A 15,554-nucleotide genomic window follows, 5' to 3' on the forward strand; every position below is an offset into this window, starting at 1 on the left:
GACAGTGTCGGTAGTAGCACTGGTTCCTGCCGCAGGTCGGGGAGTGCGCTTGGGTGAGCAGATACCCAAGGCATTCGTCGAACTCGGTGGGCGCACCATGCTTGCACGCGCGGTTGACGGGCTCCGGAAATCCGGAGCGGTCGACCGCGTTGTTGTGATTGTGCCGCCTGAACTCGTTGCATCGGTCTTGGCTGATCTGGGGCGTAGCGATGACATCGATGTCGTTGCAGGCGGAGCGGAGCGCACAGACTCCGTGCGAGCCGGACTCGAGGCTGCCGGAGACGCGGAGTTCGTGCTTGTGCACGATGCTGCGCGGGCTTTGACGCCACCGGCGATGATTGCGCGGGTGGTGGCTGAACTGAAGGCGGGTAGCGCTGCGGTCATTCCCGTGCTGCCGGTCACGGACACCATCAAGTCCGTCGATGTTCTCGGTATGGTCACCGGTACTCCGCTGCGCAGCGAACTTCGTGCGGTGCAGACTCCGCAAGGCTTTTCCGCGCAGGTTTTGCGTGACGCCCATGACGCGGGCGATCTTGCGGCTACGGACGACGCGTCGTTGGTCGAGCGACTCGGTGTTTCCGTACAGACAATCGCCGGTGAAGTTCGTGCCTTCAAGATCACGACACCACTCGACCTGGTACTTGCCCGAGCACTTCTGGATGCGGATTCGTAAGGACGGAAACTGGATGCGAGTCGGGTTGGGGACGGATGTTCATCCCATCGAGGTAGGCCGCCCGTGTTGGATGGCCGGTTTGTTGTTCGAGGAAGCCGATGGTTGCTCCGGGCATTCCGACGGCGATGTTGCCGTTCATGCGTTGTGTGACGCTCTTCTCTCCGCAGCGGGATTGGGCGACCTCGGCTCCGTCTTCGGTACCGGTAGGCCGGAATGGGACGGAGTCAGTGGTGTCCGGATGCTCGCCGAGGTTCGGCGGTTGCTCGAGGAAAACCAGTTCACGGTGGGTAATGCCGCAGTCCAGGTCATCGGGAATCGCCCCAAGATCGGCCCGCGTCGCGATGAGGCGCAACGCGTCCTCTCCGATGTTCTGGGTGCCCCGGTTTCGGTCTCCGCCACCACCACCGACGGACTCGGTTTGACCGGGCGAGGCGAGGGGATCGCCGCTATGGCCACCGCGTTGGTCATAGCAACCGGCAACGACAGGTAAGATCGCTGGTCGTGACCCTGCGCCTATACGACACCGGTACGCGGGCCCTGCGGGATTTTGTTCCGTTGGTCCCCGGACATGCATCGGTGTACCTGTGTGGGGCGACAGTCCAGGGCGATCCCCACATCGGCCACGTGCGGAGCGGCGTCGCTTTCGACGTGCTGCGCCGCTGGTTGCTGGCGCACGACAACGACGTTGCATTCGTGCGCAACGTGACGGATATCGACGACAAGATCTTGAACAAGGCCGCCGACGCCGGCCGTCCGTGGTGGGAGTGGGCCACGACGTTCGAGCGTTCCTTCACGTGGGCGTACGACCAGTTGGGTGTATTGCCGCCGTCGATCGAACCGCGGGCCACCGGTCACGTCACGCAGATGGTTACGATGATGGAACGTCTCATCTCGAACGGTCATGCGTACGCCGCAGGCGGTGACGTCTACTTCGACGTACAGAGCTACCCCGAATACGGCGCACTCTCCGGACACAAGCTCGACGACGTCCATCAGGGTGAGAGTGCGGCCGAGGGCAAGCGTGACCCGCGTGACTTCACGCTGTGGAAGAGGGCCAAGCCCGGCGAGCCTTCGTGGCCGACCCCGTGGGGGCCCGGCCGCCCCGGTTGGCATCTCGAGTGCTCGGCCATGGCGGAGTTCTATCTCGGTGCTGCCTTCGATATTCATTGCGGTGGAAGGGATTTGGTCTTTCCGCATCACGAGAACGAGATTGCTCAGGCAAAGTGCGTCGGAGACGATTTTGCTCAGTACTGGTTGCACAACGGCTGGGTCACGATGAGTGGCGAGAAAATGTCCAAGTCGCTCGGCAATGTGCTGTCGGTGCCGAATGTGTTGAAAAAGGTTCGCCCGCAAGAACTTAGGTACTACCTCGGTAGTGCTCACTACCGTTCCAATCTCGAGTACTCGGACGAAGCCCTCGAAGAGAGTGCCAAGTCGTATCAAGGGCTCGAGACGTTTGTCCTGCGCACGCACAAACGCGCAGGAGGCGTCGAACTCGGGACGTGGACAGAGGGTTTCGCGGAAGCGCTCGACAACGACTTGTCGGTCCCGATCGCGTTGGCCGAGATTCACGGCAAGGCAAGTGCGGGCAATACCGCGCTCGCAGCGGGAGACCTGAGCGCGGCGCGCGTGGCGGCAGGTCAGGTGCGGGCGATGCTCGCCATTCTGGGCGTCGACCCCCTCGACGCGCATTGGTCGCAGTCCGGTGGCGACACCGAGGCGGCAATGGAAGCTTTGGACGTGTTGGTGCGCGCCGATCTCGATCGGCGGCAGCAGGCACGGACGGAAAAGAACTGGGCGGTGGCGGACGAAGTCCGTGATCGCCTCATCAAGGCGGGTATCGAAGTAACCGATACTCCCGACGGACCCGAATGGTCCCTGAAGGCAGGGCAGTAACAATGGCTGGAAACTCGAGCAGGCGCGGCGCAGTCCGTAAGGGCGGCACCAAGAAGGGCCAGGTTGCCGGTTCCGGTGGCCAGCACAAGCGTGGTCTCGCCGGCCGCGGTGCTACGCCTCCCGCCGAGGCACGTACCAAGCATCCCGCGGCGAAGCGTGCAGCGCGCGCAGCCCGGGCGGACGAGAAGCAGAACCAGGGCCGCGGTGGCCGTCCGGGTCCCGGCCGCAAGGTTCTCGACGGTCCCGAGACCGTGCTCGGTCGCAACCCGGTTGTGGAGTGCCTGCGCGCGGGTGTTCCGGCGACGGCGCTGTGGGTGGCTGTCGGTACCGAGAGCGACGACCGGTTGAAGGAATCCGTTCAGCGGGCTGCCGACGCCGGTATCTCCATCCTCGAGGTACCGCGCTCGGATCTGGATCGACTCAGCGCCAACGGTCTTCACCAGGGCATCGCTCTGCAGGTTCCGCCGTACCGTTACGCGCACCCGGACGATCTCCTGTCCGAGGCACGTAAGCACGCAGAGCCGCCGCTGCTCGTCGCGCTGGACAACATCACCGACCCGCGCAACCTCGGCGCCGTCGTGCGTTCGGTCGCGGCTTTCGGTGGCCACGGCGTCGTGATTCCGGAGCGTCGTAGTGCCAGTGTCAGTGCCGTCGCTTGGCGTACCAGCGCCGGTGCTGCTGCTCGTCTGCCGATTGCTCGCGCCACCAACCTCACTCGCACGCTCAAGGACTGGGCGTCCAAGGGTGTTCAGGTTGTGGGCCTCGACGCCGGCGGCGACACCACGCTCGACGATTTCGACGGCAGTGGTCCCGTGGTGATCGTTGTCGGTTCCGAGGGCAAGGGACTCTCACGTCTCGTCCGCGAGAACTGCGACGCGATTCTGTCCATCCCCATGGCTGGACCGGTCGAGTCGCTCAACGCTTCGGTTGCTGCCGGAGTTGTGTTGGCCGACATCGCTCGTCGTCGCCGGAACAGCTAGAGCATTCAGCCCGGTGCGCGTTTTCCGGCAGTGGTAACAACCGGAAAACGCGCACGGGGTCTTTAGCCGAATTCGATCGAGGTGTTGATTTCCTCGACCTGGTCGGAGAGCGCCATGTCTTCGGTGTCGGTGAACTGATTCGCGAAGCTCACGAGGTACACAGGGGATGATTCGTCAGCCTGATAGGCGATGACGGTCATGACCGCATACAGGGGAGCGCCCACGTTCGGCGGCGTCCATGTTCCGGCGATTCGAATGGCCTTCTGCCCGTCGATGTCGAGGTCGACCTTGTTCGCCTCGGTCCATCCGGCGAGCATGCCGAGCGAGGTCTGAGCGCCGGCAAGAACCGCATCGGGGCTTACAGTTCCCTGACTTTCCACGGTCAACGTCGTGTTCGGCATGAACCTGTTGGTATCGGTCTGGTTGCTCCACAGGATGTCCGTGACGCTTCCGGTCGTGCCTTCCTGGGTCTGCGACCATCCGTCCGGCAGGCTGACGCTGATGACCGGTGCGTCGGCGTCGGTGCCGGAGTTGAGGGTGACGCGCTCGCCGCTGAAGCTGATGCTCTCATCCGACGTTGTTGCCGCAGCGGCCGAACTGGTTACTGAGCTTGTTACTGAGCTTGTTTCTGAGCTTGTTTCAGAGGTCGCCGCGCCGTCGTCGGAGCTGCTGCATCCCGAAAGAACAAGTGCTGCGGTGATCATACTGACTGCGCCCAGAGCGATTGTGCTGCTCTTCATACTCATAGTTGTCAGTTCCTTCGGCTTCTTCACGACGGCCGTGCGCCGACGCCAGCAGTGGCTGAGACTATCAGCGTCGACTACGCCACCCGGAAGGTAACCGAACTTCCCGGTCTCATTTGCGCCGACGTGGCAATTCCCGGATCGGTGACAACAGCGATCACCGGATACCCGCCGGTTACAGGATGATCCGCCAGGAATATCACGGGATGACCACTCGGGGGCACTTGAATCGAACCGGCGACGACGCCTTCGCTGGGCAATTCACATGTTCGTGAGCGATGCAGCGGTCCGGGGCCGTGTAATCGAACGCCGACACGATCGGTGTCTTCGGTGACGGTCCAGGCGTGGCGCTGCAATGCGCGTACGGAGGCCGGTGTGAACCAGTCGTCGCGCGGTCCGAGCGTGATGCCGAGTGGAACCGGGCATGGGGTGGGTACTGGCGGCGGGATGAAGTCCTCGATCGGCCACCCGGCTTCCTCAACTCCGACGAGCAGGTAATCGCCCGCACGCAAGGGTGCTGGGCCGAGTTCGGAGAGTGTGTCGGTGGAGCGACTGCCGAGAGTTTCCGGGACGTCGATGCCGCCGCGGACGGCGAGATAGGTCCGCAGTCCGGTTGTGCTGTAGCCGATTTCGAGAAAGTCTCCGCTGTCGAGTTGGAGAGTGGAGTAGTCGGCAACCGGATGGGCATTGACGGTCACCGGTGCCCTCGCTCCGGTGACCGCGACGGTCAAGGGCCCCGCAGTCCGTACCGCGAATCCACCCGTCGTGATTTCGAGCGTGGCGGCGTGAAGTGTATTTCCCACCAGCCGGTTTGCAGCGTCGTGGGAGATCAGATCAGCGGCGCCCGAGCGGCCGACGCCGATGGCCGCACAACCTACCCGTCCGTGGTCCTGGACGGTGGTCAACGGGCCGGGGCGAACGACATCGAGCCATGCCATGAAGCCATTGTCCCGCAGTGAGGATTCTGGCGCAGGACTCAGGTGAAGGCTGTGATCGCCACGTCGGACGCGGTGAGCAGTCTCCGGATTTCGGTGGCCATGTCGACGGCGGTCGGGGTATCGCCGTGTACGCACACCGAGTCGGCGCGCACCATCACGCGGCTTCCGTCAACGGCGTCGACGACGCCCTCGAGTACTATCCTGCGCACCCGTTCGGCGATGGCAACCGGGTCGTGAAGCACTGCGCCTGGCTGGTTTCTAGGCACCAACGTCCCCTCCGGGGTGTACGCGCGGTCGGCGAAGGCTTCGGTCACGACTGCCAGGCCAGCCGCTTCCGCCTCGGCCAGGAACACCGAATTCGGCAGACCGAGAACGGGGAGGGACGCGTCGTAGCTGCGAACGGCGTCGACCACGGCCCGCGCTTGTTCGCGGTGGTGCACTATCGCGTTGTAGAGCGCTCCGTGAGGTTTGACGTACGTGACGCGGGAGCCGGCGACACGGGCCAGTCCGTCGAGCGCCCCTAGTTGATAAATGACGTCGGCCGCGAGATCAGCGGGGGAGACGTCGATGAAGCGTCGGCCGAACCCCGAAAGATCGTTGTATCCGACCTGCGCGCCGATCCGCACGTTCTGTGCAACGGCGGAGCGGCAGGTCGCCAGCAGTGTGGTCGGGTCACCCGCGTGAAAACCACACGCGATGTTGGCGCTGGTGACCACGGCCAGCATGGCATTGTCGTCACCGAGCGTCCACGCGCCGTAGCCCTCGCCGAGATCGCTGTTCAGGTCGACGCGGATCGTCATGCGTGCGCCGGAATCCGTCCGGCATTCTTGCGTCGCGCAGAACCGGTGAGGCGGCACACCAGGTAGATGACAAACGACACCGTGGTGACGAAGCTGGACACGGGAACGCCGGGTGCGAGGGAGAGCAGGATGCCGCCGACAGCGGCGAGTTCTGCGAAGACCACAGACAAGATGGTCGCCTTGAGCGGGCTCGCGGTGACGTAGGCGGCCGCCGCAGCCGGAGTGATGAGCAACGACATAACCAGCAGTGCGCCCACGATCTGAACGCCGAGGGCCGCAGTGATGCCGACCAGAACTGCAAAGACTATCGACAGTGCACGTACCGGAACACCGCGTGCCGCAGCCACTTCAGGATCGGTACTCGCGAACAGCAAAGGGCGGTAGATGAATCCGAGTGTGCCGATCACGATGACGGCGCACAGAAGGAGCAGTTCGAGTCCGCTGTTGCCGGGTGCGACGATCTGACCGACCAACAGTGAAAAGCTGGTCCCCGTGCGGCCGTCGTACGCCCACAGGAACAGCACCGACAGTCCGAGCCCGAAGGCCATGATGACGCCGATTACCGAGTCACGGTCTCGTGCTTTGGCTCCCAGGAGTCCGAAGAGAACTGCCGCGACTACCGAACCGACAATTGCTCCGGCGCCGACACTGACTCCGACAAGCAACGCAGCCGAAGCGCCGGTCAGCGACAGTTCACTGGTTCCGTGGACGGAGAACGACATTTGCCGGCTCACGATGAGCGGGCCGATGATGCCGGCCAACAAGCCGAGGATCGCGCCGGCGATCAATGCTTGTTGGACGAAGTCGTACTGCAGAAGGTCGACGGTGGCGGACACGTCGAACATCCGCGACATCGCGTCGGTGAATTTGTTGCTCACGCGTGATCCTCATCGCTGTGGTGGACGCCTTCGCCCGGACGCAGGCCGCCCGCGCTGCCGAGAGCGTCGATGGCGTCGCCGGTGCCGACAACAACCAGGCGGCCGCGAACCTTCAGTACTTCGACGTCGGTGTTGTACAGATCCGAGAGAACGTCAGATGTCATCACCTCGGCCGGCGTTCCGATGCGGAACTTGCCGTCGACCAGATACAGCACCCGATCGACGAGCGGAAGGATCGGATTGATCTCGTGGGTCACGAACAGCACGGCCGTGTTGTGGGTGCGTCGACGCTTGTCGATCAACGTCGAGACCAAATGTTGGTTGGCGAGGTCGAGGCTGAGCAGCGGTTCGTCGCACAGCAGGATCTTCGGATCGCCGACCAACGCCTGCGCAATACGCAATCTCTGTTGCTCACCGCCGGACATGGAACCGATAGGGGCGTCCGCGAAGGCTTCGGCGCTGACCTGTGCGATGGCGTTGTCGACGATCGCGCGTCGACGCCCACGACGCAGCAGGCCCGTTCCCCACTGATGTCCGTCGACACCGAGGCCGACAAGGTCACGCCCGCGCAGCGGAAGTCCGTCGTCGATGGATTTCTGCTGCGGGATGTAACCGACGTGCGAGTTTCCGGCGCGGGCCGGGGTTCCGGCGATTTCCGCGCTGCCGCCGCTGAGTTGTAGCTGCCCCAGCAGGATTTTCAGGAGTGAGGTCTTGCCGGAGCCGTTCGGGCCGAGCACGGCGATGAACTCACCGGGCTGGACCTCGAGGTCGAGGCCGTCCCAGAGGGTGCGGGCGCCGAAGGACAATCGGGCGTCCTTCAGGGCGACTGCGGGCACGGCATTTGTTGCCGACGCCGTGGTATTCGCGGAGGTTTCTGTCACAAGCCGATCGGTTCTTCTCGGAATTTATGTGGGCAAGATAATTACTGGGCAGAGAGGGCGTTGGCGAGCGACTCCGCGGTCTGCGTCTGCCACTGAATGTAGTCCAGGCCTTCGGGGAGAGTTTCCGTAACCTCGACGACGGGTACGCCGGCTTTTTCGGCGGTGGAGCGCATGTCCTGCGTCACTTTGTCCTGCGTCTGAGTGTTGTAGACGAGCGCTCGGGCCGCTTTGTCCGACAGCAGCTGACGGGTTGCGGCGATCGCGGCCGGTGACGGATCGTTGCCGTCTTCGATTGCGCTGGTGAATTCCTCGGGGGTTGCGTCCTTCAGTTCGGCGGCAACCAGCAGGTAGTGCGCGATGGGTTCGGTCTGCGCGACCGACTCGCCGCCGTGAGCAGCGGCGATGGAATCGGTGACGGCGGTGATGCCGGCCAGCTTCTGGCTGTATGCCTGCGCGTTTGCCTCGTACGTCGACGCGTTGTCCGGGTCCAGTGCGCCGAGTTGTTCGGCGACTGAGTGGGCTACTGCGTCGACGGTGGGGATGTCGAACCAGACGTGCTCGTTGACGGCGCCGTGCGTGTGGCCGTCGTGCGACTCTCCGGCGGTCTCACCGGCGTGGATACCACCGTCGAGCAGATCGTAGGCGTTGACGGTTTTCTGGTCGCCCTTGCCGGCGTCGAGGATGTCGGTGACAAATTGGTCGTAGCCACCGCCGTTGTAGACGACAAGGGAGGCGTCGGTGATCTTGGCAGCCTGAGCCGGAGTGGCTTCGAAGGAATGCGGATCTGCGGACGGCTCGTCGATGATGGAGGTGACGGTGAGAGCGTCGCCCGCCACGGCTTGCGCGACGTTGCCCCACACGTTTGTCGAGGCGACGACGGAGATGCCCTCGTCCCCGGTTTTTTCGGAGCCGCAGGCCGTCAGTGCCATGGCCGCTGCGACCGAGATGGTGGCTAGGGCGGCTATGCGAATTTTGGACGACGAGCGCACGAATTTTCTCCTGTACGAAGTGTGAGCTAAATGCTATTGGAAACCGTTACCGTTACACATTAGCTCATAATCGCTGGTAGGTCATGTTCGGTTCAGCCCCGTCGTGCCGACTTTGACGGGTACCGATAACGTCCGTCTATGCCCCGGTCCCGTCAGCCACGCCGTCAAGCCACTTTGGCGTCGCTCGCCGCCGAGCTCAATGTGTCGAGAACAACAGTCTCGAACGCGTACAACCGGCCCGATCAGCTCTCTGTCGAGCTCCGGGATCGGGTGCTCCAAGCGGCTAAGCGACGCGGATATCCCGGACCTGATCCGGTCGCCCGTTCCCTACGTACCCGCAAAGCCGGTGCCGTGGGACTTCTGCTCACCGAAGCGCTCAGTTACAGCTTCCGTGACCCGGCCGCCATGAGCTTCCTGGCGGGCCTGTCGGAATCCTGTGAGGAAGCCGGCCAGGGTTTGCTCCTGATTCCCGCCGGACCAGGGCGAGACGACGTGGATGCCGCCGCGGTAGTGCAGCAGGCCGGCGTCGACGGTTTTGTCGTCTACTCGGTTGCCGACGACGACCCGTATCTTGCCGCTGTGCTCGAACGCCACATCCCTATCGTCGTGTGCGACCAGCCGCGCGAGATCCCCGGTGCGTCTCTCGTGGGCATCGACGACCGCGCTGCCATGCGCAAGGTCGCCGATTACCTCATCGGACTGGGCCATACCGAGATCGGCGTGCTGTGCATGCGGCTGGGGCGCGACAGGATGGACGGTGTTGTCAGCCAGGAACGGCTGAAGTCGCCGCACTTCCACGTTCAGCGTGAGCGGATCGAAGGAGTGCGCGACGCGATGTCGGCGGCGGATCTGGATCCACTTTCCCTGACGGTGATCGAGCGCTACGTCCACACCACGCAGTCCGGACACTCGGCGGCGGCGGAGGCGCTTGCAACCAAACCGAAGATCACGGCACTGATCTGCACCACCGACGTACTTGCCTTGGGCGCTCTGGACTGGGCGCGATGGCAGGGCATCGACGTGCCGGGACAGTTGTCGATCACCGGGTTCGACGGTGTCAGCGAGGCTCTTCGCGAATCGCTGACCACCGTGCGCCAGCCGCAGGAGGAGAAGGGCAGGCGCGCCGGCGCACTTCTGATGTCACCATCCGGCTCCGGTGTGCCGATCATCGAGATGCTCGAGACCGAACTGCTGGTCGGCCGTACGTCTGGTCAGGCCAAGAGCTGAGCGGGCAAGTCCAAGAGCTGAGCGCAGCGGAGTAGGCCGAGATGGCTGTAGGCCTGGGGGTGGTTGCCGAGTGACCGTTCGGCGACCGGGTCGTACTCTTCGGCGAGTAGACCGGTAGGACCTGCTGCGGCAACCAGTTGGTCGAACAGCGCCTCTGCTTGCAGGCGTTGTCCGATCAGTAGGTACGCCTCGACCAGCCATGCTGCGCAGAGGTGGAATCCACCCTCGATTCCGGGTAGGCCGTCGTCGTGGTGGTATCGATACACCGTTGAACCGCTACGCAATTCGGCTTCGGTAGCGACTACGGTCGCGGCGAATCGAGGATCCTCCGGATCGATCAGCCCGGACAGTCCGATGTGGAGGGTGGCGGCGTCGAGATCTACACCGTCATATGCGGCGGTGTACGACTGGACGTCGTCCTTCCATCCCTTGTGGCGCACCTCGTCGGCGATCTCGTCGCGCAATTCGGCCCACTCCGGCAACGCCGTTCGACCGAAGCGGTCAGCCAGCTTCACGGCGCGGTCGACGGTCACCCATCCCATCACCTTGGAGTAGACGTGATGGCGAGGGTTGTCGCGGATCTCCCAGATGCCGTGATCAGGTTCGAACCACCGTCGTTGAACGGCTTCGACCATGGCGCCCACCAGTTCCCAGTCGCGGTCGCTCAAAGGCTCGGCAGCCCCGGCCTTTTCGCGGGCGTCGGCCAGGTGGACGATCAGTTCGACGATGGGGCCGAAGACGTCGAGTTGGACTTGCTGATTGGCAGCGTTGCCAACCCGAACCGGGCGGGATCCGGCGTACCCGGGCAGGGAGTCGATGACTGCCTCAGGTGGCAGTGACGTGCCGTTCAACGTGTACAGCGGGTGTAGGCGCTCGGGGCCCGGCAGTGTTTCGAGGACGCGGTGGACCCAGTCGAGGTATTCCTCGGCTTCATGGGTGGACCCGACGCTCACGAGAGCTGTTGCGGTGAGCGCAGCGTCGCGCAACCAGCAGTAGCGATAATCCCAGTTCCGGACCCCTCCGATCTCTTCGGGCAGTGACGTGGTTGCCGCGGCCATGATGGAGCCGGAGTCCGCGTGGACGAGCCCGCGCAGTGTGAGGGCGGAGCGTTTCATCAAGTCCGGCTTGAGTTTCGGAAGATCGAGGGTCTTGGCCCAATCGGACCAGTAGCTCTCCGACCGAGCGCGACGGTCCGCTTCTGGCGCTGGAGATGGATCCATATCTGTTGTGCCGCAACGCAATTCGAGAATCACGTCACCTTTGGATGGTTCGACGATGGCATGGGCGGTCTGCTGGTTGCCATCGGTGGCGATATTCCACTGCACGCCGGGGGAGCGCAGTACGTATGGCTCGTTCGTGCCCAGGACGCGGATGCCGTCGTCGACGACCTCTAGGGTGACTTGAGCCTGGCCGAACTCCGGGCGAGGTGCAAACGACACCACCGCATCGGCTCGGCCGGAGATGATGCGGGTGAAGTCGGTTCGGCCCTGTTGCACGTCGTGGGGAAGGTAGTCGGTGACGGACAGGCTGGCCCACCGCGTTTGAACGGTCATGGTGCCGTCGAGATACTTCTGGCTCAGTGGCAGAGCGGTCCGCCGTGGTCCGACGCTGAAATGTCCGGCAGCGGTTCCGCCGAGCAGATGGGCGAATACCGCCGCGGAGTCGGGCTCGGGGTGGCACAGCCACGTCAGGGTGGCGTCGGGCGTCACGAGGGCAACCGTGCGGGGGCTGGCAAGCATGGACAGGCGCTCGATGGGCGGCGCGTCGGCACCCGAGAGCCACGTACGACGTTCGTCGAGCAGGAAGGCCAGTGCGGCCGCTACGTCTTCGGTGCTGTCGACGCGGTAGGTGGCCAGGGTGTCGCCCGGACCGACCTTGACTCCGATGTCGGGGCCGGACAGCCGGGCGAAAGCTTTTTCGTCGGTGACGTCGTCGCCGATGAACACTGCGGCGGTGGCGCCGTCCTGGTGCCGGATGAGATCAAGCGCCTGGCCCTTGTCCGTGGCGATGACAGCCAGCTCTACGACGAACTTTCCCTCGGTGACCTGCACTCCCGGCCAAAGTGCGGATTCCGTTCGCACCGCGATCAAGGCCTTCTCGGCGTCGTCTTCGGGGGAGTTACGAACGTGCAGCGCGATGCTGGCAGGCTTCTTCTCGACCGTCGCGCCGGCGGTGCGGGACGCGATCCGAGTCAGTTCGGTGTTGATCTCGCCCAGCAATTTCTTGGCGTCGGCGTCGATGGCGTGAACAAATCCGATGTCGAATTCGGAGCCGTGACTTCCGACCAGCTGCACTTCGGCTGGAAGTCGGGAGAGTGCGGCGAGGTCTTTGAGAGCGCGCCCGGAGATAACTGCGGCGGTGGTTGAAGCCAGGCTGGCGAGCGAGCGAAGGGCGCGGACCGACTCTGCGCGTGGATACGCCTTCTCCGGATCCGCGACGATGGGCGCCATGGTCCCGTCGTAATCAGAAGCAACCAGCAACCGGGGAGTCTGGGCCACGGCTGAGAGGGCTCGACGGAGTTCGATGGGGAGATCCTGTGCGCTCACCTCTTCAAATCTAGGTGATTACGAGCGTCCTGGCTCGGTACGTCGGCTCAACGGGTGAACAGAACCAATTGTCGATCCGAATTATCCCTATGCGGGTCTGCGGGATCCGTCGCCGAGCAACAGCTCAACGGTCAATTCCAGACGATTGGCGACGTCGGTGGCCGATGATCGTCGTGTGAGCCAAGCCACGAGATTGGACAGCCACACATCGGAAATGACGCGAGCGATAGCCAACTGCTCGTCGTTCGGTTCCTCTTCGGTCATCGCACGCGCGAACAATCGGTCCATCAGTTGACCCACCTGATCGACCTCGGCGGCAGCGGACGCGTCGGCGAACATGAACGCGCGTGTCATGGCTTCGGTGAGCAGTGGATCGCGTTGCATTGCACGAGTGATCAAACTCAGGATCAGCTGCATGCGCTCGAGCGGGCTGGTGCCGGGTGGAATCTTGCCTCGGGAGTCGATCTTCTCGAACTCGCGCGCTAGAGCGGAAACCAGAAGGTGCACCTTCGACGGAAAATATCGGTAGAGCGTTCCGACGGCAACATCCGCACGTTCGGCCACTGCACGCATCTGGACGGCTTCGTATCCGCCCTTGGACGCCAGTGTCAGTGTGGCATCGAGAATCCGCTTGCGACGTTCGCGTTGCGCGTTGGAGCTGAGATCGTCGTCTCCGAGCGTCGCGGATGCAACGGCAGTGGAGCGGGATCGGGATGTTGCGGTCATCGACAAATTCCTTCGCGCCTTGACTCATGGCCAGGTGTCATATTAGAACACGTTCTAAACAATTGTGTCACTAATGGAGAGGTGGGAACCAGTTGTGACTATCGCCACGACCGATGAACAGCGGGCAGTCCAGGAGTCGATCGAGGCATGGGCGCGATCGGCAGCGCCGATAGACATGGTACGCCGTGGACCAGCGAATTCGTGGCGCCAGGGTTGGTCGGATTTTGCATCTTTGGGGATCTTTTCCGTCGCCGTGCCCGAGTCGGTGGGCGGCTCCGGAGCTGAGATCGTAGATCTCGCTGCAATGCTCGAGCAGGCTGCAATTGAACTTGTGCCGGGTCCCGTTCTCACTACGGCGTTGGCCGCGTTGGTGGTAGGTCGCAGTGCAACTCCCGCGGCAAAGCGCTGGTCCGAGGCGCTTGCAGACGGTGAGATTCCCTGTGCTGTCGTACTGGACGAAAGACCAGTTGCCGCAACGGCTACCGAATCCGGAGGGCTCGAACTTCACGGTGACGGTGGTTTCGCCTGGGGCGCGGATTCTGGCGTGTCGGTACTGGTTTCCGCCGATAGTGGCAATGGCGCCGTCTGGGTGCTCGTCGACGGCGAAACGAATGGCGTCACGTATGACGCGCTCGACACGATTGACAAGTCCCGTCCGTTGGCAAAAGTCTCCTTCGATCGTGTGGTCGTGGACGCAGATCGGATCATCGGCGACGCGGCGACCGGATCTGTGGCTGATCTTGCTGCAACACTCGCGTCGGCCGAGGCAGCCGGAATTGCCGCGTGGAGCCTGCGGACTGCCGTGGAATACGCGAAGATTCGTGAGCAGTTCGGCAAACCGATCGGTTCCTTTCAGGCGATCAAACATCTGTGCGCCGAGATGTTGTGCCGGGTTGAAAATATCGGCGCAGTTGCCTGGGATGCCGCCGTCGCGGCGGAGTCGGGCGACGAACTTCCGATCGCCGCAGCAGTAGCCGCTGCGGTTTCCCTGGATGCGGCCGTCGACATGGCCAAGGACTGCATCCAGGTGCTCGGCGGAATCGGCTTCACCTGGGAGCATGAGGCGCATTTCTACCTTCGTCGCGCCGTGTCGCTGCGTCAGATGATGGGTGGCTCGTCTCGTTGGCGCGCCAGGGTGGCGGAGTTGACGCTCGCCGGATCGCGTCGTCACCTGCAGATCGATCTCAGTGCGTTGGAGTCCGATCGCGCCGAAATTCGCAGCGAAGTAGCGCAACTCGTGGCTCTTCCGGAATCGGAGCAGCGCACCGCGCTCGCCGAGTCGGGTTACCTTGCACCACATTGGCCGGCGCCGTACGGCAAAGGGGCCAAGGCGGCTCAGCAGATTTTGATCGAGGAAGAGTTGGCCGCGGCCGGTGTCGGCCGCCCCGATCTGGTGATCGGATGGTGGGCCGTGCCAACCATTCTCGAACACGGCAGTGTCGAACAGATCGAGCGTTTTGCCGTCCCCACTTTGAAAGGGGACATCACGTGGTGTCAGTTGTTCAGCGAGCCCGGAGCTGGATCCGACCTCGCGTCGTTGCGCACCACCGCCGAGAAGGTCGACGGCGGGTGGAAGCTCAACGGGCAGAAGGTCTGGACTTCGCTTGCGCGTGAGGCTGATTGGGCGATCTGTTTGGCGCGTACCGATCGCAGTGTGCCGAAGCACAAGGGCATTACGTACTTCCTGCTCGACATGAGGACGCCGGGAATCAGGATTTCGCCGCTGCGGGAGATCACGGGCGATTCATTGTTCAACGAGGTGTTCCTCGACGACGTGTTCGTGCCAGACGACTGTGTCGTCGGGGAGCTCGGCGGTGGCTGGAAGCTGGCCCGAACGACACTCGCAAATGAGCGGGTCGCCATGAGCGGCGGCTCGTCGCTCGGTGGTGCGATGGAGGAATTGCTTGCGTTGGCAAGCGATCCGGATCCTGTGGTCACAGACAAGTTGGGCGGTTTGATCGGCACGGCAATGGTGGGATCGCTCTTGGAATTGCGAACCACATTGCGGCAGTTGGACGGGCAGGATCCCGGACCGGCATCGAGCGTTCGCAAACTGGTCGGTGTTCGGCAGCGCCAGGCCGTCGCCGAGTTCGCGATGGAGCTGGGTGGTCCGGCCGGGTGGGTCGAGGGCCCGCTTTCGCGAGAGTTCCTCAACACCCGTTGTCTGTCCATCGCCGGTGGTACGACGCAGATTCTGTTGACCGTCGCGGCAGAGCGAATTCTGGGACTGCCGCGCGAGTGAGGGGTCTACAAATTTGCCACCATTGGTGGTACAAC

General features: G+C 63.4%; 14 protein-coding genes. 6 read left to right on the top strand and 8 right to left on the bottom strand.

Going from position 1 to position 15,554, the window contains the following annotated elements; genetic code table 11:
* Nucleotides 1-4: 4 nt before the first annotated feature.
* From ispD to rlmB, 4 genes are read left to right on the top strand one after another with little or no spacing between them, the layout of a single operon-like run.
* The gene (gene ispD, locus ACFRFQ_RS10885) at nt 5-673 is read left to right on the top strand and encodes a 2-C-methyl-D-erythritol 4-phosphate cytidylyltransferase (protein WP_378656735.1); all 669 of its coding nucleotides are present in this window, start codon (nt 5-7) and stop codon (nt 671-673) included.
* A gap of 13 nt (nt 674-686) precedes the next feature.
* Complete coding sequence (gene ispF, locus ACFRFQ_RS10890) at nt 687-1,163, top strand: 2-C-methyl-D-erythritol 2,4-cyclodiphosphate synthase (RefSeq protein WP_378657413.1); 477 nt, start codon at nt 687-689, stop codon at nt 1,161-1,163.
* Between the two features lie 11 nt (nt 1,164-1,174).
* Nucleotides 1,175-2,569 (top strand): cysteine--tRNA ligase, encoded by a 1,395-nt coding sequence (cysS, locus tag ACFRFQ_RS10895; RefSeq protein ID WP_378656736.1) that lies wholly within the window; start codon nt 1,175-1,177, stop codon nt 2,567-2,569.
* A gap of 2 nt (nt 2,570-2,571) precedes the next feature.
* Complete coding sequence (gene rlmB / locus ACFRFQ_RS10900) at nt 2,572-3,549, top strand: 23S rRNA (guanosine(2251)-2'-O)-methyltransferase RlmB (protein ID WP_138871745.1); 978 nt, start codon at nt 2,572-2,574, stop codon at nt 3,547-3,549.
* Nucleotides 3,550-3,611: 62 nt separating this feature from the next.
* Here rlmB and ACFRFQ_RS10905 read toward each other — a convergent pair whose 3' ends face one another.
* The 6 genes from ACFRFQ_RS10905 to ACFRFQ_RS10930 all read right to left on the bottom strand — a co-directional run bounded on the left by ACFRFQ_RS10905 (nt 3,612) and on the right by ACFRFQ_RS10930 (nt 8,778).
* On the bottom strand, nt 3,612-4,295 hold the full coding sequence (locus ACFRFQ_RS10905; protein ID WP_378656739.1) for an LpqN/LpqT family lipoprotein: 684 nt from the start codon (nt 4,293-4,295) through the stop codon (nt 3,612-3,614).
* 74 nt (nt 4,296-4,369) lie between these two features.
* On the bottom strand, nt 4,370-5,230 hold the full coding sequence (locus ACFRFQ_RS10910) for a biotin-dependent carboxyltransferase family protein (protein ID WP_378656742.1): 861 nt from the start codon (nt 5,228-5,230) through the stop codon (nt 4,370-4,372).
* Nucleotides 5,231-5,268: 38 nt separating this feature from the next.
* The gene (locus ACFRFQ_RS10915; protein ID WP_378656744.1) at nt 5,269-6,030 is read right to left on the bottom strand and encodes a LamB/YcsF family protein; all 762 of its coding nucleotides are present in this window, start codon (nt 6,028-6,030) and stop codon (nt 5,269-5,271) included.
* Nucleotides 6,027-6,908, bottom strand: coding sequence for a metal ABC transporter permease (locus tag ACFRFQ_RS10920; protein ID WP_033232545.1), 882 nt, complete (start codon nt 6,906-6,908; stop codon nt 6,027-6,029). The genes ACFRFQ_RS10915 and ACFRFQ_RS10920 overlap by 4 nt, the downstream gene beginning before the upstream one ends.
* Nucleotides 6,905-7,789: a metal ABC transporter ATP-binding protein gene (locus tag ACFRFQ_RS10925; RefSeq protein WP_378656747.1), complete on the bottom strand. Its 885-nt coding sequence runs from the start codon at nt 7,787-7,789 to the stop codon at nt 6,905-6,907. The genes ACFRFQ_RS10920 and ACFRFQ_RS10925 overlap by 4 nt, the downstream gene beginning before the upstream one ends.
* A 41-nt stretch (nt 7,790-7,830) precedes the next feature.
* A complete protein-coding gene (locus ACFRFQ_RS10930) occupies nt 7,831-8,778 on the bottom strand; it encodes a metal ABC transporter solute-binding protein, Zn/Mn family (RefSeq protein WP_378656749.1) in 948 nt (315 codons plus the stop codon).
* Nucleotides 8,779-8,916: 138 nt separating this feature from the next.
* Between ACFRFQ_RS10930 and ACFRFQ_RS10935 the strand changes: the two genes are divergently transcribed.
* Nucleotides 8,917-10,005: a LacI family DNA-binding transcriptional regulator gene (locus ACFRFQ_RS10935; RefSeq protein WP_378656752.1), complete on the top strand. Its 1,089-nt coding sequence runs from the start codon at nt 8,917-8,919 to the stop codon at nt 10,003-10,005.
* Here the strand turns inward: ACFRFQ_RS10935 and otsB are convergent.
* Nucleotides 9,990-12,551: a trehalose-phosphatase gene (gene otsB / locus ACFRFQ_RS10940; RefSeq protein ID WP_378656755.1), complete on the bottom strand. Its 2,562-nt coding sequence runs from the start codon at nt 12,549-12,551 to the stop codon at nt 9,990-9,992. The genes ACFRFQ_RS10935 and otsB overlap by 16 nt on opposite strands.
* An 87-nt stretch (nt 12,552-12,638) precedes the next feature.
* The gene (gene kstR / locus ACFRFQ_RS10945; RefSeq protein WP_138871752.1) at nt 12,639-13,277 is read right to left on the bottom strand and encodes a cholesterol catabolism transcriptional regulator KstR; all 639 of its coding nucleotides are present in this window, start codon (nt 13,275-13,277) and stop codon (nt 12,639-12,641) included.
* A 94-nt stretch (nt 13,278-13,371) separates the two neighbouring features.
* Between kstR and ACFRFQ_RS10950 the strand changes: the two genes are divergently transcribed.
* Nucleotides 13,372-15,519 (top strand): acyl-CoA dehydrogenase, encoded by a 2,148-nt coding sequence (locus ACFRFQ_RS10950; protein ID WP_378656759.1) that lies wholly within the window; start codon nt 13,372-13,374, stop codon nt 15,517-15,519.
* The last annotated feature ends 35 nt before the right edge of the window (nt 15,520-15,554 follow it).

The organism is Rhodococcus sp. NPDC056743 (assembly GCF_042790355.1).
Taxonomy (GTDB): Bacteria; Actinomycetota; Actinomycetes; order Mycobacteriales; family Mycobacteriaceae; genus Rhodococcus_F.

What these genes read in the sequence shown, in the direction of transcription:
- ispF (WP_378657413.1), top strand. Translation starts at nt 687, where the DNA reads ATGCGAGTCGGGTTGGGGACGGATGTTCATCCCATCGAGGTAGGCCGC.
- rlmB (WP_138871745.1), top strand. Translation starts at nt 2,572, where the DNA reads ATGGCTGGAAACTCGAGCAGGCGCGGCGCAGTCCGTAAGGGCGGCACC.
- ACFRFQ_RS10905 (WP_378656739.1), bottom strand. Translation starts at nt 4,295, where the DNA reads ATGAGTATGAAGAGCAGCACAATCGCTCTGGGCGCAGTCAGTATGATC.
- ACFRFQ_RS10910 (WP_378656742.1), bottom strand. Translation starts at nt 5,230, where the DNA reads ATGGCATGGCTCGATGTCGTTCGCCCCGGCCCGTTGACCACCGTCCAG.
- ACFRFQ_RS10915 (WP_378656744.1), bottom strand. Translation starts at nt 6,030, where the DNA reads ATGACGATCCGCGTCGACCTGAACAGCGATCTCGGCGAGGGCTACGGC.
- ACFRFQ_RS10935 (WP_378656752.1), top strand. Translation starts at nt 8,917, where the DNA reads ATGCCCCGGTCCCGTCAGCCACGCCGTCAAGCCACTTTGGCGTCGCTC.
- kstR (WP_138871752.1), bottom strand. Translation starts at nt 13,277, where the DNA reads ATGACCGCAACATCCCGATCCCGCTCCACTGCCGTTGCATCCGCGACG.